The organism is Bacillus sp. DTU_2020_1000418_1_SI_GHA_SEK_038 (assembly GCF_032341175.1).
Taxonomy (GTDB): Bacteria; Bacillota; Bacilli; order Bacillales; family Cytobacillaceae; genus Cytobacillus.
In genome coordinates this window covers 1,747,630-1,773,431 of sequence record NZ_CP135435.1, presented here as the reverse complement: position 1 = coordinate 1,773,431, position 25,802 = coordinate 1,747,630, and the positions used below count along the sequence as shown (strand labels likewise).

General features: G+C 36.2%; 32 protein-coding genes. 6 read left to right on the top strand and 26 right to left on the bottom strand.

What is annotated here, in order from left to right; genetic code table 11:
• Positions 1–26 precede the first annotated feature (26 nt).
• From rsmH to RRV45_RS08815, 5 genes are all read right to left on the bottom strand, one after another.
• Positions 27–959, bottom strand: a complete 933-nt coding sequence (rsmH, locus tag RRV45_RS08835; protein ID WP_315668446.1) for a 16S rRNA (cytosine(1402)-N(4))-methyltransferase RsmH — start codon at positions 957–959, stop codon at positions 27–29.
• A gap of 30 nt (positions 960–989) precedes the next feature.
• Positions 990–1,421 (bottom strand): division/cell wall cluster transcriptional repressor MraZ, encoded by a 432-nt coding sequence (gene mraZ, locus RRV45_RS08830; RefSeq protein WP_315668975.1) that lies wholly within the window; start codon positions 1,419–1,421, stop codon positions 990–992.
• A 235-nt stretch (positions 1,422–1,656) separates the two neighbouring features.
• Positions 1,657–3,291 carry a bacillithiol biosynthesis cysteine-adding enzyme BshC gene (gene bshC / locus RRV45_RS08825; RefSeq protein ID WP_315668445.1) on the bottom strand — a complete coding sequence of 545 codons (1,635 nt, stop codon included), beginning with the start codon at positions 3,289–3,291 and terminating at the stop codon, positions 1,657–1,659.
• 145 nt (positions 3,292–3,436) lie between these two features.
• Positions 3,437–3,832 carry a DUF3397 domain-containing protein gene (locus RRV45_RS08820; protein WP_315668444.1) on the bottom strand — a complete coding sequence of 132 codons (396 nt, stop codon included), beginning with the start codon at positions 3,830–3,832 and terminating at the stop codon, positions 3,437–3,439.
• A 17-nt stretch (positions 3,833–3,849) separates the two neighbouring features.
• Positions 3,850–4,740: a 2-dehydropantoate 2-reductase gene (locus RRV45_RS08815; protein WP_315668443.1), complete on the bottom strand. Its 891-nt coding sequence runs from the start codon at positions 4,738–4,740 to the stop codon at positions 3,850–3,852.
• A gap of 225 nt (positions 4,741–4,965) precedes the next feature.
• On the opposite strand from RRV45_RS08815, the gene RRV45_RS08810 reads away from it, so the two are divergent.
• The gene (locus tag RRV45_RS08810; RefSeq protein ID WP_315668442.1) at positions 4,966–5,439 is read left to right on the top strand and encodes an N-acetyltransferase; all 474 of its coding nucleotides are present in this window, start codon (positions 4,966–4,968) and stop codon (positions 5,437–5,439) included.
• A gap of 79 nt (positions 5,440–5,518) precedes the next feature.
• Here the strand turns inward: RRV45_RS08810 and RRV45_RS08805 are convergent, their stop codons facing one another.
• The 4 genes from RRV45_RS08805 to RRV45_RS08790 all read right to left on the bottom strand — a co-directional run bounded on the left by RRV45_RS08805 (position 5,519) and on the right by RRV45_RS08790 (position 7,823).
• Entirely contained in the window at positions 5,519–6,112 is a 594-nt protein-coding gene (locus tag RRV45_RS08805; RefSeq protein ID WP_315668441.1) for an RsfA family transcriptional regulator, read from the bottom strand.
• Positions 6,113–6,212: 100 nt separating this feature from the next.
• Entirely contained in the window at positions 6,213–6,971 is a 759-nt protein-coding gene (locus RRV45_RS08800; protein WP_315668440.1) for an enoyl-CoA hydratase/isomerase family protein, read from the bottom strand.
• Between the two features lie 106 nt (positions 6,972–7,077).
• Positions 7,078–7,251: a 50S ribosomal protein L32 gene (rpmF, locus tag RRV45_RS08795; RefSeq protein WP_003348855.1), complete on the bottom strand. Its 174-nt coding sequence runs from the start codon at positions 7,249–7,251 to the stop codon at positions 7,078–7,080.
• A 47-nt stretch (positions 7,252–7,298) separates the two neighbouring features.
• The gene (locus tag RRV45_RS08790; protein WP_315668439.1) at positions 7,299–7,823 is read right to left on the bottom strand and encodes a YceD family protein; all 525 of its coding nucleotides are present in this window, start codon (positions 7,821–7,823) and stop codon (positions 7,299–7,301) included.
• 179 nt (positions 7,824–8,002) lie between these two features.
• Between RRV45_RS08790 and RRV45_RS08785 the strand changes: the two genes are divergently transcribed.
• Complete coding sequence (locus RRV45_RS08785; RefSeq protein ID WP_315668438.1) at positions 8,003–9,217, top strand: nucleotidyltransferase; 1,215 nt, start codon at positions 8,003–8,005, stop codon at positions 9,215–9,217.
• A 36-nt stretch (positions 9,218–9,253) separates the two neighbouring features.
• Here RRV45_RS08785 and RRV45_RS08780 read toward each other — a convergent pair whose 3' ends face one another.
• Positions 9,254–10,270: a SepM family pheromone-processing serine protease gene (locus tag RRV45_RS08780; RefSeq protein WP_315668437.1), complete on the bottom strand. Its 1,017-nt coding sequence runs from the start codon at positions 10,268–10,270 to the stop codon at positions 9,254–9,256.
• Positions 10,267–11,058, bottom strand: a complete 792-nt coding sequence (locus RRV45_RS08775) for a patatin-like phospholipase family protein (RefSeq protein ID WP_315668436.1) — start codon at positions 11,056–11,058, stop codon at positions 10,267–10,269. The genes RRV45_RS08780 and RRV45_RS08775 overlap by 4 nt, the downstream gene beginning before the upstream one ends.
• A gap of 211 nt (positions 11,059–11,269) precedes the next feature.
• On the opposite strand from RRV45_RS08775, the gene ylbJ reads away from it, so the two are divergent.
• Complete coding sequence (gene ylbJ, locus RRV45_RS08770) at positions 11,270–12,481, top strand: sporulation integral membrane protein YlbJ (RefSeq protein ID WP_315668435.1); 1,212 nt, start codon at positions 11,270–11,272, stop codon at positions 12,479–12,481.
• Between the two features lie 39 nt (positions 12,482–12,520).
• Here the strand turns inward: ylbJ and coaD are convergent, their stop codons facing one another.
• From coaD to RRV45_RS08730, 8 genes are all read right to left on the bottom strand, one after another.
• A complete protein-coding gene (gene coaD, locus RRV45_RS08765; RefSeq protein WP_315668434.1) occupies positions 12,521–13,003 on the bottom strand; it encodes a pantetheine-phosphate adenylyltransferase in 483 nt (160 codons plus the stop codon).
• A 19-nt stretch (positions 13,004–13,022) separates the two neighbouring features.
• Positions 13,023–13,577: a 16S rRNA (guanine(966)-N(2))-methyltransferase RsmD gene (gene rsmD / locus RRV45_RS08760; RefSeq protein ID WP_315668433.1), complete on the bottom strand. Its 555-nt coding sequence runs from the start codon at positions 13,575–13,577 to the stop codon at positions 13,023–13,025.
• Positions 13,578–13,943: 366 nt separating this feature from the next.
• Positions 13,944–15,362, bottom strand: a complete 1,419-nt coding sequence (locus RRV45_RS08755) for a stalk domain-containing protein (protein WP_315668432.1) — start codon at positions 15,360–15,362, stop codon at positions 13,944–13,946.
• A 188-nt stretch (positions 15,363–15,550) separates the two neighbouring features.
• Entirely contained in the window at positions 15,551–15,826 is a 276-nt protein-coding gene (locus RRV45_RS08750) for a YlbG family protein (RefSeq protein WP_315668431.1), read from the bottom strand.
• Positions 15,827–15,952: 126 nt separating this feature from the next.
• Positions 15,953–16,396: a YlbF family regulator gene (locus RRV45_RS08745; RefSeq protein WP_315668430.1), complete on the bottom strand. Its 444-nt coding sequence runs from the start codon at positions 16,394–16,396 to the stop codon at positions 15,953–15,955.
• Positions 16,397–16,445: 49 nt separating this feature from the next.
• Positions 16,446–16,868: a hypothetical protein gene (locus tag RRV45_RS08740; RefSeq protein WP_315668429.1), complete on the bottom strand. Its 423-nt coding sequence runs from the start codon at positions 16,866–16,868 to the stop codon at positions 16,446–16,448.
• Between the two features lie 126 nt (positions 16,869–16,994).
• On the bottom strand, positions 16,995–17,234 hold the full coding sequence (locus RRV45_RS08735; protein WP_315668428.1) for a YlbE-like family protein: 240 nt from the start codon (positions 17,232–17,234) through the stop codon (positions 16,995–16,997).
• Between the two features lie 17 nt (positions 17,235–17,251).
• The gene (locus RRV45_RS08730) at positions 17,252–17,653 is read right to left on the bottom strand and encodes a YlbD family protein (protein ID WP_315668427.1); all 402 of its coding nucleotides are present in this window, start codon (positions 17,651–17,653) and stop codon (positions 17,252–17,254) included.
• Positions 17,654–17,799: 146 nt separating this feature from the next.
• On the opposite strand from RRV45_RS08730, the gene RRV45_RS08725 reads away from it, so the two are divergent.
• Positions 17,800–18,285 (top strand): PaaI family thioesterase, encoded by a 486-nt coding sequence (locus RRV45_RS08725; RefSeq protein WP_315668426.1) that lies wholly within the window; start codon positions 17,800–17,802, stop codon positions 18,283–18,285.
• 15 nt (positions 18,286–18,300) lie between these two features.
• Positions 18,301–18,657, top strand: a complete 357-nt coding sequence (locus RRV45_RS08720) for a hypothetical protein (protein ID WP_315668425.1) — start codon at positions 18,301–18,303, stop codon at positions 18,655–18,657.
• Positions 18,658–18,862: 205 nt separating this feature from the next.
• Here RRV45_RS08720 and RRV45_RS08715 read toward each other — a convergent pair whose 3' ends face one another.
• From RRV45_RS08715 to safA, 4 genes are all read right to left on the bottom strand, one after another.
• On the bottom strand, positions 18,863–19,807 hold the full coding sequence (locus RRV45_RS08715; protein ID WP_315668424.1) for a CAP domain-containing protein: 945 nt from the start codon (positions 19,805–19,807) through the stop codon (positions 18,863–18,865).
• A 383-nt stretch (positions 19,808–20,190) separates the two neighbouring features.
• A complete protein-coding gene (ltrA, locus tag RRV45_RS08710; protein ID WP_315668235.1) occupies positions 20,191–21,576 on the bottom strand; it encodes a group II intron reverse transcriptase/maturase in 1,386 nt (461 codons plus the stop codon).
• A gap of 466 nt (positions 21,577–22,042) precedes the next feature.
• Entirely contained in the window at positions 22,043–22,474 is a 432-nt protein-coding gene (locus RRV45_RS08705; RefSeq protein WP_315668423.1) for a CBS domain-containing protein, read from the bottom strand.
• Entirely contained in the window at positions 22,475–23,125 is a 651-nt protein-coding gene (safA, locus tag RRV45_RS08700) for a SafA/ExsA family spore coat assembly protein (protein WP_315668422.1), read from the bottom strand. It lies immediately after the preceding gene.
• A 236-nt stretch (positions 23,126–23,361) separates the two neighbouring features.
• On the opposite strand from safA, the gene RRV45_RS08695 reads away from it, so the two are divergent.
• On the top strand, positions 23,362–23,721 hold the full coding sequence (locus RRV45_RS08695; protein WP_315668421.1) for a YugN family protein: 360 nt from the start codon (positions 23,362–23,364) through the stop codon (positions 23,719–23,721).
• Between the two features lie 57 nt (positions 23,722–23,778).
• Here RRV45_RS08695 and RRV45_RS08690 read toward each other — a convergent pair whose 3' ends face one another.
• From RRV45_RS08690 to ctaF, 3 genes are all read right to left on the bottom strand, one after another.
• Positions 23,779–24,246: a DUF420 domain-containing protein gene (locus RRV45_RS08690; protein ID WP_315668420.1), complete on the bottom strand. Its 468-nt coding sequence runs from the start codon at positions 24,244–24,246 to the stop codon at positions 23,779–23,781.
• A 225-nt stretch (positions 24,247–24,471) separates the two neighbouring features.
• Complete coding sequence (ctaG, locus tag RRV45_RS08685; RefSeq protein WP_315668419.1) at positions 24,472–25,374, bottom strand: cytochrome c oxidase assembly factor CtaG; 903 nt, start codon at positions 25,372–25,374, stop codon at positions 24,472–24,474.
• Positions 25,375–25,466: 92 nt separating this feature from the next.
• Positions 25,467–25,802 carry a cytochrome c oxidase subunit IVB gene (gene ctaF / locus RRV45_RS08680; RefSeq protein WP_315668418.1) on the bottom strand — a complete coding sequence of 112 codons (336 nt, stop codon included), beginning with the start codon at positions 25,800–25,802 and terminating at the stop codon, positions 25,467–25,469.

The following is a 25,802-nucleotide window of genomic DNA, read 5'->3' as shown; positions in this document are numbered from 1 at the left end:
CTGTTTTGGTTTCTATTTTAGTTTCTCTATAATTTTTCAGCGATTCGAAGTTTTGCTGATCTAGCTCTATTATTTATCTCCAGTTCATCATCAGACGGAGTGATCGGCTTCCTTGTAATTAATTTTATGACCGGTTTATATTCATCTGGAATAATTGGCAATCCAGGCGGGAGATTAGGTGTATCGCTTGCAGCTTTAAATGAAACCTTACAAATCCTATCCTCGAGTGAATGGAATGTAATGACACTTATCCTGCCGCCAGGCTTTAAAATATCAATAGCCTGCTGCAAGGATCTCTCAAATACTCCTAGTTCATCATTAACTGCAATACGAATAGCCTGAAAAACTCTTTTTGCAGGATGGCCGCCTTTTCTTCTAGCAGGGGCCGGAATAGCGTCCTTAATCAATTCAACGAGCTGACCTGTAGTAGCAATAGGTGCTATTTCACGCGCAGCTTCAATTTTTCGGGCAATTTGCTTTGAAAACTTTTCTTCTCCATATTTAAAGAAAATTCTAACTAAGTCACCGTAGCTCCAATGATTAACGACATCATAAGCAGAAAAATCTGCATCCATGTCCATTCTCATATCTAATGGAGCATCATGATGATAACTAAAGCCTCGTTCAGGTGTATCTAATTGGGGAGATGAAACGCCTAAATCATACAAAACCCCATCCACTTGATGAACTCCCAACTTTTCCAATTCCGCTTGAAGATGTTCAAAGTTACTTTTAATAATAGTTATTCTATCACCGTATTTTGAAAGCTTTTCCTTAGCATGTAAAATTGCTGTATCATCTTGGTCAAAAGCATAGAGCTTTCCATTCCCTGATAGCTTGGACAATATTAATTCACTATGTCCTGCCCCGCCTAACGTACAATCAACATACACGCCTTCAGGATGAATATCCAAACCATCTACTGTTTCTTTCAGTAATACTGTCGTATGTTCAAACATGCTGTCCACCTCTTTTTCTGCTGAATGAAGTTAAATATCAAACCCAATCATATTCTCTGCAATTTCAGCAAAGGATTCCTCTGAATCAGAGAAATAATCCTCCCATAATCTTTTACTCCATATTTCAATCCTGCTGGAAACCCCTAAAACGACACATTCTTTTTCCAAGTTGGCATATGAAGCCAGGGGGGAGGTTATATTTATTCTTCCTTGTTTATCAATTTCACATTCTGTAGCACCAGAAAAGAAAAAACGGGTAAATGCACGAGCATCTTTTTTTGTGAGCGGTAAGCCTTTAAGCTTTTCTTCTAGCAGCTTCCATTCATCCATAGGGTAGCCAAATAAACATTGATCTAAGCCGCGTGTTAGGACAAATGATTCTCCTAAACCATCACGGAATTTAGCAGGTACAATTAAACGGCCCTTATTATCAATGTTGTGATGGTACTCACCCATGAACATGCCCACTAACCCCACTTTCTTACTCAAATGTACCACATTCCCCCACTTTCCTCCACATATTTTTAAAATTCTATGATTGGGTTTAAAATCCTTTAGAAAATATCAGCTATTTCCATTTTTTCGTTCGTCTTTTCCCTACAAATCTTAACACCATTTTAAAATCCTCTCTGTTCTTCAACAAAAAAAGACTTCATCCTATAGGATAAAGTCTTTTTTCGGCAAATATTTTATTGCTTTACATTTTAATTAATTTATGTGTGCCATCAAATGTAAAGCTGCACTCTAAAAGGTTATGGATAATGTTGAATCCATATTGATTGATAAAGAATAAACAATTCAACATCCGTTCTTGAGGTGAACCTAGTGGCCTGATGGCATTCTCTACCCTTGCAAACTTATTTAACAATACATCATATTTTAATTGTTCTGCCTGATCAAGCTTTGCTTCCATAAAATCCAGCTGCTTGATCAAAAAGCCTTCATTCTTTTTAAGAAGTGGCACCAAGCCTGTATCTTTTTTCATTAAATAGCTTTCCAGCATTTCGTAATTTTGCAGAAATTCCTGCTTTGTTTTATTGAAAAGCTCTTTCACCTGCTGATCCCTTATTGATTGTAAAAATTGAAGCCTTTCCTTTTCTGTACCCGAAATTAATACTTCTTCCAAATCAAGTCCAAGCTCAAGTATATCTGATTCTATTGAGCGATCTAGGAAGGTAATATTAAGACGAGGTACGATTGGAGGCATTCTTAAATCAAAGTGTTCAAACGCCAATTTTAGCTCAGCCCAGTAAGCAATTTCTCCAGGTCCAGCAATGAAAGCAAGCGTTGGAAATAGCCATTCTTGCATAATCGGTCTAGTTACTACGTTATTGCTAAGTTTTTCTGGAAACTCCTGTGCGAGATCGAGCAAACTTTGCCGGGTGATTTGAAAAGAACCATCTTTTCCGCTGAATGCATCCTTATCCTCATCATACTCTAGGAGGATTCTTTCATAATGGTCTTCGTCATAATAAAATAAGTTTGCAGCAGCATTACTTATTTCAATCATATTTGAAAAGCCATCTTCTTTAAGTTCAGACTGCTGGGATAATACAGATTTCGTGATATCTTTAAAGCTGTTTATTTGTTTGACAAAAAACTCCTTTTCAAGACTTCGAAGTTTTCGGTCACCTGAATCAATAATTAAGAGACCTGTATCCTTAAACATCTGCATAATAAGATGAGCAAAAAAATCAACAAATGAATCAGATTTGCTGATAGCTGTTTCCACTTCTGCCAGAAGGCCTAGCGTATGTTCAGTTTCCCCAAATGTTTGAATAATCGCTTCTGCCCATTTGAGACACTGATCCCGGTCGATGGTAATATCAGAGACCATTCGTTTATCACGTATTTTTTCTGGATATACTTTCTTTTCGATTTTATAGTTATTTTCAACATAAACATGATTAACTTCCTGAAAATCATGATCCTCGCCTGCAATCCAAAAAACCGGGATAACTGGAGCATTTAATTCCCGCTCTTTTTGCTTTGCAAGACTAACTATTGAAATTATCTTATGTATGCTATATAGTGGTCCAGTTAGTATACCCGCCTGCTGACCACCAATAATAACTGTACTATTTTCCTGCTTCAGCTTTTGAAGAGAAGACTGAACCATGTCAGAGCCTGGAAATTTAGACATATACTGTTCAATATGAGCTGCAAGCTCTTCTCTCATAAATGATCGGTTCATTAATTCCCCGCGGCGTTTTTCAAAATCTAACTGATCATTGTAACGATAATGAAAATATCTCTGAATATTCTTTGTCTGTTCTAAATATTCTGTTGCAAATCGGTTTGTCGCCGGTAAGGAGAGATTTTCAATCTCCATTTAAGTCTTCCTTTCTAATACACAATTTTCATTAATTAGCTGAGAACGCTTATTAATCTTTTTTATTCCTTATTCGGATGTTTCCATATGAGTATAGCATTGTCTGATTTGAAATGAAAAAGACTTTGCTCAAAATTCTCGAGTATTAACCTCCAGCTACAAATCCACTCACACTTTGAATTAATCCAATTACCGTTAAAACTACATACGCAGTAAAAAATAGAAGAAAATTAAAACGCCAAAACCCTCTGAAAACTAGTGGTAAATTTATTTCATGTTTAATTTTCCAGTGCAGTAAAACGAATATAATGGCTAAAACAAGTAAGGATAAAAAAATAACCCATAAAAAAGATTGTTCCCAAATTGCAAGAATTAAATAATGGACAGAGATGATAAATAGGAAGGTACTTACATCTAGAGCCATGTGTACTGATTTTTTATGCTGCTTTGTCACTTGCTTACAAATTATGAAAACGAGAAAATAACCTAATAATGGAATGGTAACAAAAGTAGCAATGATCGAAGAAAAAAAAGATATCATTCATACGCCTCCCTTCCTTAATACTCCTTACCTTTTATAGTTTCATATAAAAACTCAGTAAGAGGAGCAGACACTCCCTTTTCACCTGCCTTTTCCAGCACATAGCCTAGAATCGCATCCACTTCCGTTGGTCGATTTCCAACTAGATCCTGAAGCATGGATGAATGATTAGCAGCTGTTTTCCTGCATACATTTTCAAGATGCGTAAGTGTCTCATCTTGATCATTCATATATAAAATGGAACTAATTTCTATAAACATTTTCTTAAAAAGCTTATAGTAATACGGGTTATCAAGAAGTTCACCATTGCGAACATTTAAAACAGCGGTTATAGGATTAATAACCGAGTTAACAATTAGCTTTTTAACCAGCATGCTTTCATAATCCTTTTCTACAGCAAACGGAAAGCGATCTATATATTGATTTGCCAATTCATTTATATTATCTAAGGAATGCCCCTTGTAAATGGCTATTCTCGTAATGCCGCTTCCTGAATGATTAACATGATTTAAACTTTCCTTCTTAGCTCCATGCTCGACAGATCCAACATAAATATTATTTGCCTGTATGGAATCTAACCATTTTAAATGCCCCATTCCATTTTGCAGAAATAAGAATGATCCTTTATAACTGGGAGTTACTTCTGCCATTCTCTGCAAAATATCGGGCAAATGATATTGTTTAACTGCCAGAATTGTTAGATCTTCGTTTCCCTCCCATTCAGAGAATTTTGCAGTGTTAATAGAATGAACGATCTTTTGGCCATTTTTTTCAAATATTAACCCTTCAGTTGATAAAGCGTACTCCTGCTCCTTTGAACGGACATATAAGCGTATCTGATGAAATTCATTTAAATAATGGGAGAATAGCAGGCCTAATGAACCTCCGCCAATAATTGCAATTTCCATAACATTCACTTCACTCTATCTATGTATTTAGTCATATTTTAACAGAAAAAAGAAAAAAGGTAATAAGAAAGACCACTAATAAGAGATAATTATCTGTATATTTAGGATTGATTACAATTTCTTGACTATTTGTTATATAATATTAATAAATAGAAGAAAGCGCCTACATTTATTAGATAAAAAAATCCGATTTTTGACAATAGGATTTACAGGGGAGGAATATTCATGGATTATAAGGTTGAAAAATTGGTCATCAATTATAAAACACTTGAAGAGTTTAAAAAATTTAAAGAATATGGACTTCAAGAGCTTTCGATGCTTGAAGACCTAGAAGCGAATATTATTGAGAACGATAGTAAATCTCCGTTCTATGGAATTTATTTTGGAGATAAGCTAGTTGCAAGAATGAGCCTTTATCAAGTTGAAAAAAACTTTGACAGATACTTTGAACCTGCTCAAGATTATTTAGAATTGTGGAAATTGGAAGTAATCCCTGACTATCAGAATAAAGGATATGGGACGGCACTAGTAGAATTTGCGAAGAATTTTGGTCTGCCAATAAAGACAAATCCAAGAGTAAAATCAGCTGATTTTTGGCAAAAGATGGGCTTTTCCTCAGTTCATTATGACATGGAAAGAGATCGTGGAGAAAACCCGCTAGTATGGTTTCCTGAGGGCGTAAGAGAGCAGACACATTAATCAGAGAGCAGATGACTATAAATCCAAAACAGATATAAATTCGAAGCGGACAAAAAATTGTCCGCTTTATTTTTTCAAATTATATTTTTTGCTGACTATCTTCGTTTTTGATCGCAACCATTTTTCTTGCTCTTTCCATAATTTCGATTAATGACTTATAATCCTTCTCAATTGAGTTTAATTCCTTAATCAATCTTTCATTTTCTGATGCAAGATAATACAGCTGCTTTTCAAGCTGTTGAATCCGAGCCTCATTTGTTTTTAAATCTTCACTTTGTGAACTGGACTCTTCAGCTTTACTATATAATTTTTTTAAGTAGCTGATCAAATCTTCAAATTCCAACGGTTTATCAATTCCATTTGAATTCTCTGCAGGAACTTCAAGATTAGTCGCTACTTCGTCATTTTCCTCAAAATTTCCTGCCTCTTCTGCTTGAGGGTTATGCTTTCTTTCCTTCCGCTGTTTTTTGGCTAACTCTATTCCAGATTTATATTGTTTTCTTACATAGGAATTCCAGCGAAATCCGCATGCTGCTGCTGTCCTAGAGAGCTTTTTTCCTACCTTTTCAAAAGCCTGCAGCTGTGTACCACCCTCTCTAATATGACGAAGCACCAATTCAGCAAGAAGTAAATCTTCATCATGAGTCCAAGCATCCTGTCGAGTTGAAGACATCAGAATATCCCTCCTAGTGTTTTTTATTTATACATATGCTTATGCTAGAAAAGATAGACTGATATCCTAAATGATTATCTATAAAGAATGTAGAAAATTCTTACTTTTTCTCTAAAAACTTGGCTACTTGCTGATGATGCGCTTCACTTTCCCATAATTTTGCACATTTCCTTACTTCTTCCTTTACTCTCTCTTTAAGCCTTGTTTCTTTCCATTTATTAATTAGCATTGTTTTATAGGCTGTTAATACGTCTGACTCTATGCCGAGTATTATATTTAAGTCTTTCCGTGCATTCTCTTGAAGGTCACCCTCTACAATTGATTGAACAAATCCAAGTTCCCTTAATTGCTCTGTATCATAAAGGGAAGCTTCCATTAGCATTTTCATTGCATTAGCCGGCAAAAGCCTTTCAAACAGAAAGGTTCCCCCTCCCCAGCCAGTAGTTATAGCCAAGGATCCTTGAATAAATCCAGCCTTAACATGCTTACTTGCAATACGAAAATCACAGGCTGAAGCAAGCTCACAGCCTCCTCCAACAGCAGTTCCATTCAGCAGGGCAATTGTAGGCTTTGGCAACAGCATGAGCTTGACTAGTAATTCGGACATTCTACTAAGCATCACATAGGCTTCCTCCTCTGTTCTTAGACGATGAAAAGCTGATAGATCCCCGCCAGAACAAAACGCCTTCTCCCCTTGGCCAGTTATCGCCAGAACCTTAATATCTTCTTGACTAGATAGAGTCAGGGCTTTTTCTAAACCATCCATTACTTCATAACTGATTGCATTTCTTTTATCTGGTCTGTTAATCGTAAACATTAATAATCCATCTTCATGTTTTTCTATTATGTATGAGTCCATGTGATCCTCCTTCAACCAAGAAATTGTTCAATACTCCTCCTAATAGTAGCTCAAAACGATAAAAGCACAAGAACATAATGTTCTTGTGCTTTTATCAGATTGGAAATTAGTTGTTAACAACTTCTTTTCCTTTGTATGTTCCGCAAGCCTTACATACGCGGTGAGCAAGTTTCATTTCACCACAGTTTGGGCATTCTACCATACCAGGTACCTGTAATTTAAAATGGGTACGACGCTTTCTTTTCGCAGTTTTAGAAGTTCTTCTAAAAGGTACAGCCATTAGTCCCACCTCCTTAAAGAGATTTAGAGAGTGTAGTTTTCCTCCAATTATGAATCGGAAGAAGGATCACTTTGATCAAAAAAATGAGCAAGTCCAGCAAGACGAGGATCAATTTTATCCTTTTTATCTTGCTCCTGAATGACCTCCCAATCTTTTCCAGATTGAGGAGCTCCTTCTTCACTGCTATCTTCGCAGTATACTTGCATTGGAACCTCGAGTAACAGGATCTCATGAATGACCGGCATTAGGTCAATCACATCACCTATTACTTGGTGAACTTCCTCATCGGTTTCATAATCTAAACCTTTTAAGAGAAAAGTTTCTGTTGTTTCTACATTAATTGGATAGCTTACGTCAACTAACGTACGAGAACAAGGAAGAATTAAGTACCCTTCCAATTTCATATGGAAGGTTGCTTTTGCGGAATCGATATCCACTCGGCCAGTGACCCTCATTGGTGAAGCATCTCTAATTGTCGGATCAATGTTTTTAATCTCGTCAACTTCAACTAATTCATCAATGAGCAATTCCTTGCTTCGATATTTTTGTAACTGACTTAATGTCCATTTCATATAAATCACCCCAAGGCAACAAAGGTAATTATAGCTTTCAAATAATTATTTGTCAATAAAAAATCTTTACAGTATAATGTGTTCATTATCAGATTATTTAAACCTTTTGTCCTTTCTGCTTTTCTATTATCCTTCACCTTCCCACTCCCTTTTAAACTAACTATAAGGAGTTAAATTAAATGAATGCAGTTGGTGTAATTGTAGAATATAACCCTTTTCATAATGGTCATGCCTTTCATCTGCAGGAAGCAAGGAAACTTGCAGATGCTGAAGTCGTTATTGCTGTAATGAGCGGCAATTTTCTTCAGAGAGGAGAACCCGCCTTTGTCTCAAAATGGAAACGTACAGAGATGGCATTACTGGCGGGAGCTGATATTGTTTTTGAATTGCCGTATGCCTTCGCTACACAGCAGGCTAATTCATTTGCAAGTGGTGCCGTTTCCATTCTCGAGGCTGCTGGATGCCATTCCCTTTGCTTCGGGAGTGAATCTGGAGATATCGAAAGCTTTTGCCGGACGATCTCGTTTCTTGAAACTAACAATGATCATTATCAAAGACAAGTGAAACATTATTTAGAACGAGGAAATAGTTATCCAAAGGCTTCGTCCTTGGCTTACCATGATCTATCTCCCTATGAAGAATTACTTGATATGTCAAAGCCTAATAATATTTTGGGTTTTCAATATGTAAAGGCTGTTCAAGAACAGAACGCTTCTATTAAGCCCTTAACAGTATCTAGGAAGAGTGCAGATTATCATGACCCACATTTTTCTTCTGACACCATAGCCAGTGCAACAAGCATTCGAAAAGCTTTATTTTCAGAAAAGGGTGAGTTGGCTAACGTTAAACAATACATGCCTGAAACATCCTACCAGGTACTGCTTGATTATCGACAGGAATTTGGACTTTTTCATGATTGGGAGAATTATTGGCCTTATTTAAGATTTCGGATCCTACATTCCACTTCTGAAGAACTAAGCTGTATATACGAAGTTGAAGAAGGTCTTGAGAATCGGCTAGCTTCTGCTGTGCTTGTATCCAATAGTTTTCACGAGTTTATGAATAATATAAAAACGAAGCGATATACTTGGACAAGACTTCAAAGAGCCTGTGTACACATTTTAACAAATACGAGAAAGAATGAAATGAATAAACAAGTTGAAAGAGCAGAATATTTACGTCTATTAGGAATGACCTCTAAAGGCAGACACTACTTAAATAAAAATAAATCACGGCTGCAGCTGCCTTTAATCTCAAAACTTTCTTCCGTACATATTAAACATTTAACACTTGATATTAGAGCTTCTCGGATTTATTCAATGGGTGCTTTAGGAATTGCGCAGCAGCGTCTGATGGATATGGAATTTAAGCAACCGCCCCTTTTACTTGATTAATAATACTTCCACAATCAAAAATAGCGGTTTTTGCCGCTATTTTGATTTTAGCTTATATAAATAGTCAATGGCTTCATCAAACGTATCGACAGGAATAATTTTCATTTTTGAACCAATATCTTTCGCTGTCTTTACCGCCGCCTTATAATTTGAATCTTCTTCCCCATTTTCATTTGGTGCAAGGAAAATGTCTGCACCAGCTTTGTCAGCAGCAACAATTTTTTGCTCTATTCCTCCGATTCTTCCAATTATTCCATTCGAGTTAATTGTTCCAGTTCCTGCAATTTGATAGCCCCTAGTTAAATCTTCTTTCACTAATTGATTATATATTTCCAACGAGAACATAAAACCTGCGGAAGGTCCGCCAATATCCTCGCTATTAATCGTTACATTAGGCTTTACTTCAATTTCCTTATCGTCCACTAAGGAGATCCCAACACCAGGTTTCCCTGTCTCTTGAAGTATTTGCAAGGCAATCTTCGTCTCACTTATTTTCTTATGGCGTTCAAGAGTAAATTCAACTACGTCACCTTCATTTTTTCCGGCTATATAATTAATAAATTGATCTGAGGATTCGAATTCATTGCCGTCAACCTTAAAGATCCGGTCTCCTGCCTTCAATTTTCCATCAGCAGGCATATCAGGCTTTACATTAAGGACAAAAATGCCATGATATTTATAATGAATCGGAATCTTCGCTTTCTTGTAAGCCGTCTCAATCGCAGACTGTTTTGAAGAAGACATTAAATGCAGCTGCCGAACATTATATTCCTCCTCCGACTCGTTTTCTCTCCTAATTTCATCAATTTGATAAAGTTCATGATATGGATTTAGCTTTGCAATGGCATATGAATATATATTCGCTTTTCCCATTCTCACGGTCGTCAGCATGAAGCTTCCTGCTTCCTTGTATCCATTATCAACTTGAACGATTGGTTCAAGTTCTTTAGCTAATCCAGGCTTTGACACATAGTAGGGCAAGGTATAAAAAGAACTTAATATTAGAATGATTGCTGCGGTCATGAAGGAACGCATAACATATTTATTTCTCATTCACTTGCAGGCTCCTTCCACTGGTTGATTACTTCTTTAATTTCTTTAATATGTTTTCTCGTTTCTTCTTCCCCGATTCGGATGATTTCTTCAATATTTGTAAATGCTCTTGAACTATACATTTCGACCCTCGGCTTAATCATAAAGTCTGATACAATTTCACGATGAGTGACTAATTCCATCTGTAAAATATCCAAACTCTGCATAATTACATCATAAATGGAAGTGATTTCAGCATTTGTTTTAACATGGGATACGTCAATGGCAATGACAATATCTGCTCCCATCTCCTTTACAACGGAAACAGGGACACGATCAACAACCCCTCCATCTACAAGGAGACGGCCGTTAAGTTTTTCAGGAACAAAAATTCCAGGGATTGAAATACTGGCACGGACAGCATCAGCAATGGGGCCTTTTTCAAAGATCACCTTTTCCCCAGTCATTAAATCTGTTGCAACCACCTTAACGGGCAGCACTAATTGCTCTAAATGTTTGCCGTGAGTAAATATGCGTATAAGCTCCTTCACTCTCTTCCCTGCTATAAAACCCATTTTTGGTACAGTAAAATCCAAATAATACTTGCGTTTGAAAGCTGTAGCTAATTTATATAGGCGGTTAATATCGAGTCCAGCCCCGTAAAAACAGCCAACCATCGCACCCATACTGCTTCCAGCTATTAAATCAATTGGAATTCCTTCATCCTTCAGTACCTTAATTGCCCCTAAATGCGCGAACCCTCTAGCTCCTCCTGATCCAAGTGCCAATCCGATTTTCGGCCTTTTCAAAAAGATTCCTCCTTCGAGGCGATTTTTCTCCCATATTTGTAATCTTGAATTTACTTTTTTAAATGAATTGAACGTTTATAGGAAAGGGTAATTAATTATTTCATGTTCAATCTTATGGTCTATTTTACTGTTCTATGAGTATATTGATTTATAGAGGACAAGGCTTATTTGTAGTAACAGTCAGTTCAACTTTTGAGGGAGGCTTTGCCAAGTGTTACGTTCCAAACTAAAAACAATCATTCTTGCCTTATCCGTAACGATGATGGCCATATCACTTATATCTTTTCCTCAAGAGTCTGTAGATGCTTCCATAAGGGGCTTAAACATGTGGTGGGAAATCGTATTTCCTTCCCTTTTACCTTTTTTTATTGTTTCTGAAATGCTTATTGGCTTTGGAGTCGTCAGGTTTATCGGCGTCCTTCTTGAACCGCTTATGCGCCCTTTATTCAAGGTTCCTGGAGTTGGCGGATTTGTCTGGGCAATGGGCATGGCATCCGGGTTTCCAGCAGGAGCAAAATTAACTGCACGGCTTAGACAGGAAGGTCAAATATCCAAAACAGAAGCTGAACGATTAGTATCCTTCACTAATTGCTCCAACCCATTGTTTATTTTCGGCGCTGTGTCTGTCGGTTTTTTTCATAATGCAAAGCTAGGTGTGATTCTTGCACTAGCTCATTATTTAGGCAATATTACTGTTGGACTTTTGATGAGATTTTATGGACGTAAGGAAGAAACAACTAATGAAAACAAACAAAGAAAGCCTTCTATTAGATATGCACTATCTGTCCTTCATCGCACAAGAATTAATGATAATCGGCCGATTGGCAAGCTACTTGGCGATGCAGTCATGTCGTCCATTCGAACATTATTAATGATTGGCGGATTTATTATTCTCTTTTCAGTCATTAATAAATTACTATACCATCTTGGAATTACCACCTTCTTAGCAGGCGGACTGGAAATTATTCTTTCTGCATTCAATCTGCCAATTGAATTAAGCACTCCTTTTATTTCAGGTATTTTTGAAATCACCCTTGGGAGTCAGATGACAAGTCAAGTGCAGGAAGCAACTCTTATGCATCAAGCAATTATTACAAGCTTTGTACTAGCATTTAGCGGCTTTAGTGTTCAGGCGCAGGTCGCAAGTATACTAGCTCAGACCGATATTGATTTTAAACCATTCTTTATTGCACGGATACTTCAAGGTTTTTTTGCTGCTATTTATGCAGCCCTTCTTTGGAATCCCGTTTATGAACGTTTTTACAATACAGAACAGCCTTCGAATGCAGTCCCTGTTGCCTTTTTTGGGGAAGGCTCCTGGATGCACAAATGGTTCTTAATTATGTCAGATGCTGGACCTCTCATCACGATCTTCGCCTTACTATGCTACACCTTCTTACTCGCAAGAAGATTAGGCAGATAGCATTTGGAAATTAACGAGCACGAAATGTGCTCGTTTGTCTTATTCCTTAAATTTTTCCCTTAATGCTTCCTGTACAGCAGGTGGTACAAGCTCTGAAACCTTCCCATCATATTTAGCAACTTCCTTCACAATACTAGAGCTTAAAAAAGAATATTGATTGTTTGTCATGATGAAGAAGGTTTCAATTTTATCATTTAGCACACGATTCATTGAAGTAATCTGCATCTCATATTCAAAGTCCGATACTGCACGAAGACCACGAATTATCGCACTTGCATTTACCATATTCGCATAATCCACTAGCAAGCCCTGAAAGGTAGAAACCGTCACATTTGGTATCTCCTTTGTCACTTCCTTTATCAACTTTACTCTTTCATCAACAGAAAATAATGGATTTTTTGAAGAGTTATTTAATACAACAACATGGATTTCCTCAAATACTTTTGCTCCTCTTTTAATAATATCCAGATGACCATATGTAATTGGATCAAAACTTCCGGGGCAAACCGCAATCCCGCCCATATTTATCCCCCTCGTATATTTATATCGGCAAATGATAGATTGTAATGGAAATCATGCCGTATTTTTCAAATTTTCGCTTTTCTAGCTTACCAACAGTGTCAGGTAATTGAATATCAGAGCCATGCTCACATACAATTGTTCCTCCTTCAACAAGGACATTTGCTTCATTTATTATTTCCAGCAGTTTTAATAGCTGCTGTTTTTTATAAGGAGGATCCATAAAGATGATATCAAATGATAATTCTCTTTTAATAACTGCCTTCAAAGCTCTTTCAGCTTCATTTCGATAAATTTCCACTCTGTCCTCAAAATCGCATGTATTCACATTATCGCGAATAGTCTGAATTGCCTTTCCATCTTTGTCTACAAAAATCGCCTTCTCGATGCCACGGCTTAATGCTTCAATGCCAAGGCCCCCGCTCCCTGCGAATAAGTCAAGGACAATTCCCCCATCAAAATATGGTCCAATAATATTAAACATGGCTTCCTTCACTTTATCAGTTGTTGGTCTAGTTGAACTTCCAGGGACAGCCTTTAATGCCTTTCCTTTTCTATTGCCTGAAACTACTCTCATTTATTATCACCACTAATCAATTCTCTGTCTATTTTTTCCTTCCTATCCTATCATATTTGTATATCCGCCGCCAACCTGTATTCATTTCACTCAATGCCTGTTTGTAAAAAAATGATGATTGACCTTAATAATGGACTGCTGGAAAAAAATATCCCCAATAGTGTATATCCAGAGCTATTGTGGAAATAATGTAATTAACAGCATCTATTCGAGGATGTTGTTGCCAACCGCGGAGAAGACTTACGTTTCCCCATAAGTTCTTCCTCCGGTTTCTCCTCTCCCTTTGCCTTCTATCCTTAATGAGGATATAGAAGGACCCTGCAGAATTTCTGCAGGGTTTTTTATTTATTCGAAATCCTTTTTATCTTAATAAGAAATAATAATTTCATCATCTTCCTCTTCAATCTCAACCTTAAACAATGTTTCAATCCATTGCCCGCTCATATATATATTTCCATTAATAATTGCTAATGGCTTTTCTAATAAACCATAATCATCTTCATTATATATAAAAATATTTCGATTCAGAAAAAAACGGTATGTGTTAGACTCTTTCCTTAGAAGAATGGTCTCCTTGTCAGCAAGAATTTCGACACCATAATCTAATGCTTTCATCGTCTCAATAAAAGGAAACATACTCTTTCCTTCTTCAAAAATAATTTCTAATCCTGTAATAGTATTTCCATTTATCGCAACTTTTCGAGGATCGTAAAAATAAAGAGGGACAAGTGAATCCATTTTCCCTTCATTCAATGTAAAAAAGCGGGTGCTTAATCCCCTTATTTCAGAAACAAATTGATCTAATTTTTGAATGGTTAAAGGTTCAGAACTCGTATTAATCGTGTTAAGGAAAGCCCCTAATTCCTCTTCTGTCAGTTTAATTTTCATTTCATGCAAGACTACATTACCCTTTTCAGTACTTGCTGGCAATTTAGCCGAATAAGAAGCAAGTGCATCAATGACCCACTGTTTGTCCATTGGGAGATTTCTGAATTTTTTTTCGTAAAAGTAGTTAAACATTTTCAGTTTAAAATCATCTTCTTTTATGCCGGGTTTTGAAATTAAGAGTCCATTGCTTGTCTGTTCTTTCATTTGATCCGTAAAAATGACAGATACATAAGGGAAATCTTTAAGACCTTGAAACTCACTTATAAGCAATTTATTTATTTCTCGGCTGCCAAAATAAGTAAATAACTCATTTTTACTTTCTGTTGCTTGAAGAGGTTCATACTGCCAATATACAGCGGGAGCGCCTCCGTTCCCTTCAAAATAATAATAATCTATTAAATCCATTTCTTTAAATCCCTTCAACTTTGCCCCTGCTACCCATGCACCGCCACTTTTCACAGAATCAACAATAATTACAGATGACCTTGTTACGGCAATCTCAGGCAAAGATATGGTCCAATCTTCAAGTAAAAAGGCCTTACTATCCTTTTTAATCGGGATCATGTATTCAAATACTAGCTCATTCTGTTCAGGAATTAATTTTAAAGCATTTTCATCCGAAGATTCACAAGGATTATTACGTATATTTATACATGACCAGCGAAATAGGCTTTCTGGCTTGTCTACCTTATATTCCTTCCCGGCTGTTAGACCTGTCACCTTTTGTGTGATTAGCAGCTCTCTTTCACTAGATTTAACAGTTATTTCCTGGGCTGCGTTTTCAGAAGTTTGAATAGTGGACTCGTTTTCCTTAGAATATGCCTTCCATTGCCAAAACAACATACCGCCGATAACTGTTGTTAATACGATAGAAATTAAAACAAATGTTTTCCACATACAAAAGGTCCCCTTCACTAATCTTTCCTAATAATAACCATAGCAAATCCGAAAGCATCAGTACATGGATTTTGTATAAAAACGACGAAAAAATGATGTTTTTTCTCAAATTTTTCATTTGCTATAACAGTTAATAGCTTCTTATTTAATTGATAAAATAAAAAAGTAAGGACCAATGCCCTCACCTTTTAAATGCCCATCTTATAATCATATTCCTTTGCTTTATCTGGCTTTGAATTCTCAAATTCCATCTTCAGGAAAGGCTTATAAGATGGCTCAACCTTTTTTACAAATGAAAAAGCACTTATTTTTCCCATTATCTCCTCTGTTTCGTCAAGATTACAATATAACACTACATATTTTAATCTTTTAGAAACATAATGAACATTTCCAAATCTTCTTAACATTTTTGCCTGTTTTAAAGAATAAAGCCAGACAATAATCCCTTGCCGTTGACCCAGCATAATTTCTTCCCCTTCAAAAAACAACTATTTTCAATAGTCTAGCATAAAAAAACATTTTCTTTCAATGGGATTAAGGAGGATTGACAAAAAAGAACGGCATCGGAATAATCCTATGCCGTATGTATATTAAGAACAGCCACAGCTTCCTCCCGATCCGCATCCTCCGCCACAGCTAGACAGACTGTCAAAAAACGGATTTCCAGTTGGGACTTTTATTTTTTCAGAAACCGAATGCCCTATGATAACACTTACTTCATCAAGGATAGATTGAAGATCATTTTCAGCCTTCCTAAACTCAGCAACATTTTCATCCAAATCCATCTCTCTTTTTAATTCCCGGATCGATACCATGACCTTTTTATAGTCAGGATGATACTTTCCAAAGCGCTGAACTTCTTCATAATGCTCCTTCATATTTACAAACTCTTTAATTTTCCTTTGTGTTTCCTTGCTTGTCTTTAATCTATATAAACATTGACGGTAATTTTCCGCCTCAACTGAATGTATGATCATGTTAGCAATTTGTTCTGCTGACTCTATAATTTCGACTCTTTCAATTGTAGCAAGCATCCGCTCACCTCCGTTTCATATTTTACCATGAAACAGTGGAAATCAAAAGTTATGGGATCGTTACATAAAATTCCTTTATCATGATTGGAGTCGTATGGTTATCCTTAACTACCTCTAATTTTATTCGATGTGTTCCTGCAGATAATCCTTTAACAATAAACGCTGCTGATGAAATTTTCTCTTTCTTTTTCCCATCAACATATAATATAATCGACCCTTTATTAGGCTCATTTGAATCCCTAAAGGTTATTCCTTGAACTAAACATTCAATAAAGATATTTTTTCCTTTCACATGATGGTTTACATAAAATGGATCATTATTACTTGTAGGAAATGCTAACACAGGGATCTCTTGATCAAGATTAGAAACATTAATTGGCTGAACTATTAATTTCGTTTCTGGTTTTGGCTTGTCATTTTGGCAGCCAGCTAATACCACGAATACTATATATAAATAAATGAATCGTTTCACTCCAAGAACACTCCTTTATTAAAAAAGCCTTTCATATGGGATTATTGTTAGCTTTAATAGCTATTTTTACTCTTTCCTGTTTTAGAAAAATAAAAAAGCTCTCTCAGTTTTCCGAGAAAGCTTTCATTAAGTTTGTGATTTCATTGCTTGAAACATACTCATCATCATTGAGGCCATTTGTACGCTATTTGTAAATTTTTCTACCTTATGCGGGATTGTTCTTTGATAATAGTGTAATGCGGCTATTTCGAGTGCTTGGATATCATGGGGATTACGTGATAATCGCCGATACCAAGAAGGCTGTTCTCGAATATACCTTTGTAACTCCTTATTTTGGCTAATATATTCCATAACCTCTTTTCTCATCTCATACCCCTTTTTATCTAATCTTTTTTAAACTTAAATGGGTTTGGAGGCGGTTGATTAGTATTCGTCAATTTTTGTTGTTGATTACCTCCCTGAAATTGTGATAGAACACCTTGAACGGCTGATAATGCCTGATTGAGATTATGAATATAACCTTGCACCTGGTTTGGATCCATTTTTTTAATTGAGCCTAATATTTGGGACATCCAATCAGACTTTTTTTCTTCTGTTGAGCTTTTTGCCTGCTCTTCTGATCGCACGTTTTCCCATTTCGGATCATCTTCACCTAGTAAATACCAGTCTTCATATAACTCTTGCCAAGTTTTCTTTCCTGTCCGAACCTCTAGAACAATCTTTGGATTCTTTTTCACAAATTCCTTAAATTGTAAAATGGATGGATGGAGTTTCTTTTTAGTCATTTGCCTCATTCACCTCAGTTTGTTACAAATGCCTATCTTATTTTATGTTTGCTTTAATAAAAGGTGAAAGGACAATCTAAATATTCAAGTTCAACCAAAAATGTTAAAATGGATACAGAACAAGATGCTTGAAAGGTGAATATGAAATGAAAAATCAAGTAAGAGAGATAGTAGAAGACTGCTTAACAAATATTACTTCAGATGAATTAAGTGTTCTTACAGAATTATTACGCGGTTTTCAAAAGAAACAAAGAAAATTAAACAACTCGTATGTCGGCGGTTTATTGCAAATGGAAAGAACGATGACCAATGAATTTTGCGAATTAACCATCCCGATTACCCCTCTTCTCTATAATTCATTTGACATCGTACATGGTGGAATTACTGCCACAATTATTGATACAGCAATGGGGGTATTTGCAAACTCATTACTGCCTGATGGATATGGTGCTGTGACAACCCAATTAAATATTCATTATTTAGCTGTCGGTAAAGGGGATTTTCTTCAGTGCAAAGCTCATCTCGATCATAAAGGTACAAAAACAATGGTTTTATCAGCAAATGTATATCGCTCAGATGGCAAGAAAATAGCACATGCTACCGGCAGTTTTTTTATCATTTGGAATAAATAACTAGGTGGTGTTCTAATGGTTACTGCCATTGTTATTCCAATTATTTGTATTTACTTTTACTGGGTTACAAAAAAGGAAATGCGTGAAAGTCACGAAAAGTGGCTAAAGTTAAAAAACACCCCTGAAGAAGCGATAATTTCGGGGACCATCGTCAATTTGAATGAAAGCAGGCAAAGATTTTCTTATCATCGTTTTGTTTATGTAATAGATATTAAAATTAAATCAGAATATTCTTATTGGGATGTTAAGAGATTGATTCCAATGGATAAAGAGGCGGAAATTCCCCACCTTAAAAAAGGCGGAAAAATTCGGGTATACGGTAATTGGAAAGAAGATTATTTTCTAGTAAATAGAATCGAACAATTAGGTTGAAGTATTTTCAATATCTCCTAGGATTTAAAAAGAGCTTGTGGAATCGGAACAAGCTCTTTCTGAAGGGTATGTAAATAATATTGTTGAAGTCCCCCTACGTGCAAATGTACTCGAATGTTTTCGTCCATAATAAAACCCGTACACATATGGCTACATCAAAAACAATAACTAAGTTAGCTTTTTAAAAATATAAAATTATAATTGCTTATTCCTGCCATTTCTCAATAAAGTTTTGTGTATAGTGCTTATTATAAACGCCTACACCTAAGTGGGTGAACTGTTCATTTAATAAACTCTCACGATGCCCCTTACTATTAAGCCAGCCTTCAACAGCAGCAGGTGCATCCAAATAATTAGCCGCAATATTCTCCCCAGCTATTTGGTAAAAGACATTGCCAGCTTCTAATCGGTCAGCCAAATCCCCAAATTCCTCTGATATATGAGAAAACTGCTGACTTTCATACATATCCTTGCTATGTGCAAGTGCTACCTCAGCCGTTTGTTCATCCCATTCTAAAGGGTCTAATTTATTACGGACTCGAAATACATTAGTAATATCAAAAATTTGTCTTTCTTTCCCTCTTTCCACTGCTTCCTCTTTTACGGTCGTTTCCTCATACCCCTCAAGCATTTCTCCTCTATAAACCATTTCGTATGGATGCAGTTTGATCAAAGTTTCAGAATCGATTAGTCGAATACTAGAAAGAGTACCGCTAAACTTGTCTAGATAAAGCTGCGCATAAACATTTCCAATCATAATAAGTGGACGAGTATTCAAATCATCTTCGGAGAGTTCAAATTTATAGGAACTATTATTATATTCAAGGCTAATATTTGTATCAAGAACTGTTAAGGAATAGATCTCTGCCACTGGCTGCCCAATTTTAAATGGCGGGATTCCAACGTCTGTTCCAGTTGCAAAAATAGTAACTATTATATCATTTTTGATGCCTGCCTGAATATATTTTTTATAATTAATGGGGTAAACCCACCACTCATACCCATATAACGAAGGATCGATCCGTGAAGGCTTCCCTAGCTCCTCTATGATAGTACTGGAAGGCTTGCCCATTAAACTAACTAACCCTTCGTTTGGCATCTTAAGAATAGAGGTATTTTCAGATCCTGTTTCATCTAAATCATGATCCACTTTAGGTTTAATGTTAACTTCATTTAATAAAACATCATCTTTAGAAACTGTACTAAAATTAAAGTAAAGGCCTACGACAAGGAGACTGGATATGATAACTAAAATCCTAATCAGGGTCTTCAGAGGCTTGCCTCCTTTCTTTATTAATATTATATATATGATAACTCTTAATGATTAGTATAACATCATTTACATTCTTTTTAATAGAAGGGGCAGAAAATTCTAATAAATTTCACCTATAATGAATAGGGATTCTATGTCCTTATAACTACATTACTTTACTTTTCCCACTATTTAAATCCTAATTATTGTAATCGAGTAGGAGGGAGTAATTAACTCCCGACCTCTCACACCACCGTACGTACGGTCCCGTATACGGCGGTTCAATAACTTGAGTATCGACGTTCATATAAGTGGTTAAGGTCTTTTAGACCCCATTTAATGAGCGTCTTTATTTTAATTGCATTATGAAGCGTTCCGCAGCCTGAAATCCTCCAATAACCCTTTCGGGTATTGGCTACTTTACAAGCCTCATCATGTTTGATTCCTAATCTCCTTAGTTGCTGATACCGTGTTTTAACCCTCTTCCATCTTTTCCATATAATCTGTCTTAATCGATGATTCAACCATTTTGTAACGTCTTCGATAAACCTTTTCATCAAGCTGATTCCATAGTAATTTATCCAACCAACTGTCGCTTGGTTAATTTCCTTGGCTATTTCCTCAAATTTACCTGGGCGATTCCGTTTTGTTAGATTCTTTAGTTTAGTTTTAAACCTCTTCTTAGCTACTTGGTGCGGTCTGCAACTAACACCTTTAGAGGTAGTGTGTATACAGAAACCTAGAAATTTCAATTTTGTTGGACTTCCTATTTGACTCTTAGTGCTGTTAACTGTCAGTTTTAAATCCTTTTCAAGGAAGTTGGTGATACTTTCCATTACACGTTGTCCGGCTCGTTTGCTTTTAACATAGATGCAGAAGTCATCCGCAAAGCGCACGAATTTGTGTCCACGTCCCTCTAATTCCTTATCTAGTTGATTTAAGTAGATATTACTCAGTATTGGCGAAAGAACGCCACCTTGAGGAGCACCAGAGTCCGTTGATTTCGTTAGTCCATTTTCAAGGATTCCACTCTTAAGAAATTTCCAGATTAACTTTAGGACTATATTGTCTTGTATAAATATCTTTAGATATTCCATCAGCTTTTGGTGATTTATTGTGTCGAAGTAACTCTTTAAGTCACAATCTACAACCACTTTATATCCTTGTTCGTAGTATTTGATGGATTGTTCAATAGCTTGATGTTGATTTCTGTTAGGTCTGAATCCATAACTCATTTCCGAGAAATAAGGGTCTATTATCCCACCGATTACTTGATAGATTGCTTGTTGGACCATACGGTCCCTTACACATGGAATGCCTAACTTACGTTTAGACCCATCCGGTTTGGGTATTTCAACTCGTTTAACAGGTAAAGGGTTATAAGTGCCATCCTTCAATTTTCTTTTAAGATATTTGTGGTATTTTTGCACATGACCAAAAAGTTCATCTACTTTCATTCCATCAATTCCGGGTGCACCTTTATTTGCTTTAACCTTTTCACAAGCCCTAAGTAGATTTTCGTCATCAATTATCTTGTCAATTAAATCGATACCATCTTGGCGTCCTACTTCTGTATAGACAGAACTACACGCTTTCGCATACTCTTCAGTTTCCAACCTATCCATTTGCGAATAGCCATCTTTCGATGTATTCTGTGGTCTATGCACTGCCTTTACCTCCGTATTTTCCCAAGATTGTTATTGTTCAGCCCTTCATTCCGATGGAACTACTATGGCTTCTGCTGACTTCTTACAATTCAGTCTATCATCACTAACAGACTTGTTCCTGTGAGATATTCCATCTCTCTTGTCGAGAACCCTTGTAAGACCTCCCCGGGTAAGAGCTATAACCTTCCTCCCATGTAACTGCTATATTTACTGTATAGGATTCGTGCAGTATTGGACTTTGTTTTGTTATGCAAACTCGTCCGTCCTAATTCAGCCTTATATATAGTTTCTGTCCGTCAGTTCGGGATTTTGCCTCCGGCTTCCTTCAGATTCCACCTCACGGTGGACACCCTTGCCATTAGCTAACAGTTCCTACTGCCAAGCCTGTAGTGGACTTTCACCACCAAGTTATAGCCCATGCCGGGCGCACATAAAAAAGGAACACCCAATTAAGGTGTTCCAAACTTTAGTGCTGAATTTCATTGTTCGTTTCAGAAATTTCCGTTAGGGCTTTCCCGGCTCTTTGATCTGTTAAATGATGTACAGCAAAATCACCTAAGGAAACAATTCCAATTAATTTGTCTCCTTCTACTACTGGTAATCGTCTAATTTGGTGCTTTGCCATTAAACTAGCTGCCTCTTGCACATCCATATCTTTTGTAACAGTTACTATATCCGTACTCATGATTTTTTCAACCTTTGATGAAGGCGGATTTTTCTCAGCTACACATCGTAATACGATATCCCGGTCAGTGATCATCCCAACGAGTTTATCATTGTCAACTATAGGAATCGCACCGACATTTAATTCCTTCATTTTTACAGCTACTTCAAACACATTGTCTAACAATGAACAACTGTCAACATTGTCAGTCATAATATCACGGATCTTCTCCATTTAACTTCCTCCTTCATCTCTTTGAATAATGAGTACTGTCCAATAATGGCCATGTAGACCACCTTCTGCATGACCAACACCTATATGGGTAGACAGTTTATCTAATAAATTTGACTGGTTAACGGCTGAATTCATCCATAGTGTGAAAATCTTCTCGGGTGAACTAAATCCTGCTCCAATACTCTCTCTGGCTTTTTCAAATGGAATTTGAAAGGACTTTAGCATAGTTGTAGAATCTCCATATCTTGGTGAAATATGCGACACATATTCATTTTCCATCATATCCAAAGCTTTTTTCCTTGCTGCTTTTGTTAAGGAATAATCTACGATTAATGGCTTCAGTCCTGCATTTGCTCGCTTCATGTTTGTGAGTTCCAAAAGACTTTTTTCGGAAGCAGATAATATAATCCCCTTCTCTACTTTCTTTCGAGCCGGAATCGTGATTTTTTGCCCTGGAAAAATTAAATGCGGATTTGAGACTTGCGGATTGCTTTGAATAATTGTTATCAGCTCAACTCCATTATATAAAGCAATTTTCCATAGAGTATCACCACTATTTACTACATATTGAGATTCTGCATCTGCCTTAGTTGCAGGAGAAATATAAAGCCATAGACATAGACAAATGAAATATTTAATTATCCGCTTCATTCATAACCCCCTTTTCTTTCAATCATTATGTTCTCCAAAACAGCAGAAATAATTTCCTGATATTAATTGTGAATGTAAATAATGAATAAAAGATGAATTTCAATCGTTTTCTTCATGTATACATTGCATCTTCTGGCTATTTCTACTATTATAAGATTTGGATAGTAATTGTTGTTTAATTTAACTTGATATTAGCTGCTGTCAGCTAGACATGGATTGTTTTAGGAGGGACACATATGAAGTTTGAAAATACGGGGATTGAAAACAAGAAAGCGGACCTCGTTCGCTTAGATGAAGTCATGCTTTCTAAAGGTCTTGTCCGTGAGGGGCAATGGGACTATGAAAGAGTTACATATGATCGCAGATTTGATCTAAAAGAAGGAACCTTCTATTTACGTGTATTTGGTCAATCAATTGAAGGGGATGTCGACACTTTTAAAGCAGTCATTCAATTAAAGACACCAGTGCTTGGAAAATATTATTATCCTCATGGTGTTGAATATGGTGAAGATGAGGTTTTCCCTAAGTCACTAGTTAGTCAATGTGAAAAAATTCTAAATGACCTTAATTCAGAAATTGAAAAGTTTGCAAAATAATACAAAAGGACGCATGGCAACCATGCGTCCTCTTTTAATTTTCTACAAAAACTGCTATCAAAAACCTAAAATGGCTTTAATAACTGAGGTTGTTTCCCCTCCATGATAAAAAACATATAATAACAAGTACACAGCAACACCAGTAATGGCAGTAACAAACCATACGATACTAGTAATCGGTCCAAGCCTTCTATGTTTACTCAACTGATTTTTGTAACCAGTAATAAGAGTAACAATACCTAAAACAGCTCCTACAGTCGCTAGAGTTATGTGGAAGATTAGGAATATAGTATAGTATATCTTTATTTCGTCAGGTCCACCAAATGCAGTATTTCCGATAAATATAGTTCTGCTAGCATAAATAATAAAAAATATTATTGCAAATACTGCGGCTAACATCATTGTTTTTTTATGGGTTTCTATTTTTCTTTGACGAATCTGTGCCCATCCAATTGCAACTGCAATGGCACTCAAAACAATAAAAGTCGTACTTATTGTTGGTAAAATCGGCAGCGAATAATTCATAGTAACTCCCTCTCTATTCTCTCTATTCTCATCCACGGCCATTAAAAAATGCCTTTAGAAATAAGAATGGTTCACAACGTTAATTCTATTAAAGTTCAGCTCCATAATCAACAAACATAAACCCCTTTTCACAAAAGTTCCTAATTTGTTCAAATATTAAACAGAAAAGCGTGATTTATTACATAGAAATTTCAAAAAACCTCATCCAAGTAGATGAGGCTTGAATCATTCAATTATGTGAGGATTAAGAGTATGCTGCTTTTCAATTTCGGTTTCTTCCTGCTCTTTACGATACCAGCTAAAGAAAATTTGCGCTAGTGCTACACCGTAAACGACTTCTTGAATAATTTTCATAATAATCCCGCCAAGCTGCTGATCGTTTAGAAGTGTTAAAGAACTGAACATTTCAGGTCCACTTAAAGTTAAGCCAGCAAGTGTGGATGCGGGAACACAAAGTTCTAATGATTTCGCCCAAGCATCTGGATCGGAAAAAGAAGAGTATAAAGGAGTCTCTGCAAATATAATCAAAGCGCATGCAGGCAATAATAACGCACTGCCAGCAAATATATATCCAACCTTCTTAAGGCCGCTTAAAGATTGATGATCTTCAAGTTTATTATCAATTGGCCACCAAAAAATAATAGCCATTACAAACAATAGGCTCGTATAGGCCGCATGCAGCCAAAAACTTGTTTTAACTAAATCAAACACTAGAGGAATATGATAGATGGAGAATATCCCATTAAATAATAATAGGGCTACAACTGGCTTTGTCATAAATGTAAAAACATTCTTTAATGCTGATCTTTTAAAAAGATAACGCCAAATCCAGGCAGGCACTCCTAAAATAATAAATTGTGGGATAACTAGGCAAAGAATTGCCATCTGAATCATATGTGCATAAAACATGAGATGTCCCATTAAATCTATTGGAGAGCCTTTTATGATATATAAAAGGACAATTGCTATAGAAAAGTGAATAGCTTGACCTATCCTTAACGGTTCACTATCAGAAAATTTCTTTCTAAATTTAATAGTTACAAGAAAATAACTAGCTAGCACAAGTGCTAAAAAAATAAAAAAGTATGGGCTCCATAATGCTCGAAAACCAAAAATTTGAATAGCCACTGCATAATCACCCCTCGATTGAAATCCCAATATTAAAACTATTTAGTTAACATAAAAAGAAAACCGGCTAACGCCGATTTCCTTTCTATTTATTACCACCAAATAATAGTCGTATAGCACAAAATTGTAACAAATGCAATGAGCATTCCAGAATACATAAACAACTTAGGTGCTTCATGGCCTTCATTATTCATATGCATGAAGTAATATAATTGAAAAATTACTTGAACACATGCAAGGATTAAAATGAAAGGTATAATAAACCATCCAGAAAATCCTTCATACCCAACTGCCACGAAGGCAACAAGTGTTAAGAAAATCATTAATGCGAATGAAATAATATGGTGCTTCATTTCTTCAGCACTTTTTCTGCGGCGATATTCAATGTCTACTCGAGGGTTGCCTGAGTTTAATTGTTCATTTGTCAT

What these genes read in the sequence shown, in the direction of transcription:
- RRV45_RS08750 (WP_315668431.1), bottom strand. Translation starts at nt 15,826, where the DNA reads ATGCTGGGTCAACGGCAAGGGATTATTGTCTGGCTTTATTCTTTAAAA.
- RRV45_RS08755 (WP_315668432.1), bottom strand. Translation starts at nt 15,362, where the DNA reads ATGTGGAAAACATTTGTTTTAATTTCTATCGTATTAACAACAGTTATC.
- mraZ (WP_315668975.1), bottom strand. Translation starts at nt 1,421, where the DNA reads ATGTTCATGGGTGAGTACCATCACAACATTGATAATAAGGGCCGTTTA.
- RRV45_RS08810 (WP_315668442.1), top strand. Translation starts at nt 4,966, where the DNA reads ATGGATTATAAGGTTGAAAAATTGGTCATCAATTATAAAACACTTGAA.
- RRV45_RS08690 (WP_315668420.1), bottom strand. Translation starts at nt 24,246, where the DNA reads ATGAATTATTCGCTGCCGATTTTACCAACAATAAGTACGACTTTTATT.
- RRV45_RS08745 (WP_315668430.1), bottom strand. Translation starts at nt 16,396, where the DNA reads ATGCTTGCTACAATTGAAAGAGTCGAAATTATAGAGTCAGCAGAACAA.
- RRV45_RS08720 (WP_315668425.1), top strand. Translation starts at nt 18,301, where the DNA reads ATGGTTACTGCCATTGTTATTCCAATTATTTGTATTTACTTTTACTGG.
- coaD (WP_315668434.1), bottom strand. Translation starts at nt 13,003, where the DNA reads ATGGGCGGGATTGCGGTTTGCCCCGGAAGTTTTGATCCAATTACATAT.
- RRV45_RS08820 (WP_315668444.1), bottom strand. Translation starts at nt 3,832, where the DNA reads ATGATATCTTTTTTTTCTTCGATCATTGCTACTTTTGTTACCATTCCA.
- RRV45_RS08725 (WP_315668426.1), top strand. Translation starts at nt 17,800, where the DNA reads ATGAAAAATCAAGTAAGAGAGATAGTAGAAGACTGCTTAACAAATATT.
- bshC (WP_315668445.1), bottom strand. Translation starts at nt 3,291, where the DNA reads ATGGAGATTGAAAATCTCTCCTTACCGGCGACAAACCGATTTGCAACA.
- rsmD (WP_315668433.1), bottom strand. Translation starts at nt 13,577, where the DNA reads ATGAGAGTAGTTTCAGGCAATAGAAAAGGAAAGGCATTAAAGGCTGTC.
- RRV45_RS08730 (WP_315668427.1), bottom strand. Translation starts at nt 17,653, where the DNA reads ATGACTAAAAAGAAACTCCATCCATCCATTTTACAATTTAAGGAATTT.
- RRV45_RS08785 (WP_315668438.1), top strand. Translation starts at nt 8,003, where the DNA reads ATGAATGCAGTTGGTGTAATTGTAGAATATAACCCTTTTCATAATGGT.
- rsmH (WP_315668446.1), bottom strand. Translation starts at nt 959, where the DNA reads ATGTTTGAACATACGACAGTATTACTGAAAGAAACAGTAGATGGTTTG.
- RRV45_RS08735 (WP_315668428.1), bottom strand. Translation starts at nt 17,234, where the DNA reads ATGAGAAAAGAGGTTATGGAATATATTAGCCAAAATAAGGAGTTACAA.
- RRV45_RS08800 (WP_315668440.1), bottom strand. Translation starts at nt 6,971, where the DNA reads ATGGACTCATACATAATAGAAAAACATGAAGATGGATTATTAATGTTT.
- RRV45_RS08815 (WP_315668443.1), bottom strand. Translation starts at nt 4,740, where the DNA reads ATGGAAATTGCAATTATTGGCGGAGGTTCATTAGGCCTGCTATTCTCC.
- rpmF (WP_003348855.1), bottom strand. Translation starts at nt 7,251, where the DNA reads ATGGCTGTACCTTTTAGAAGAACTTCTAAAACTGCGAAAAGAAAGCGT.
- RRV45_RS08790 (WP_315668439.1), bottom strand. Translation starts at nt 7,823, where the DNA reads ATGAAATGGACATTAAGTCAGTTACAAAAATATCGAAGCAAGGAATTG.
- ctaF (WP_315668418.1), bottom strand. Translation starts at nt 25,802, where the DNA reads ATGACAAATGAACAATTAAACTCAGGCAACCCTCGAGTAGACATTGAA.
- RRV45_RS08705 (WP_315668423.1), bottom strand. Translation starts at nt 22,474, where the DNA reads ATGGAGAAGATCCGTGATATTATGACTGACAATGTTGACAGTTGTTCA.
- RRV45_RS08780 (WP_315668437.1), bottom strand. Translation starts at nt 10,270, where the DNA reads ATGAGAAATAAATATGTTATGCGTTCCTTCATGACCGCAGCAATCATT.
- RRV45_RS08805 (WP_315668441.1), bottom strand. Translation starts at nt 6,112, where the DNA reads ATGTCTTCAACTCGACAGGATGCTTGGACTCATGATGAAGATTTACTT.
- RRV45_RS08695 (WP_315668421.1), top strand. Translation starts at nt 23,362, where the DNA reads ATGAAGTTTGAAAATACGGGGATTGAAAACAAGAAAGCGGACCTCGTT.
- safA (WP_315668422.1), bottom strand. Translation starts at nt 23,125, where the DNA reads ATGAAGCGGATAATTAAATATTTCATTTGTCTATGTCTATGGCTTTAT.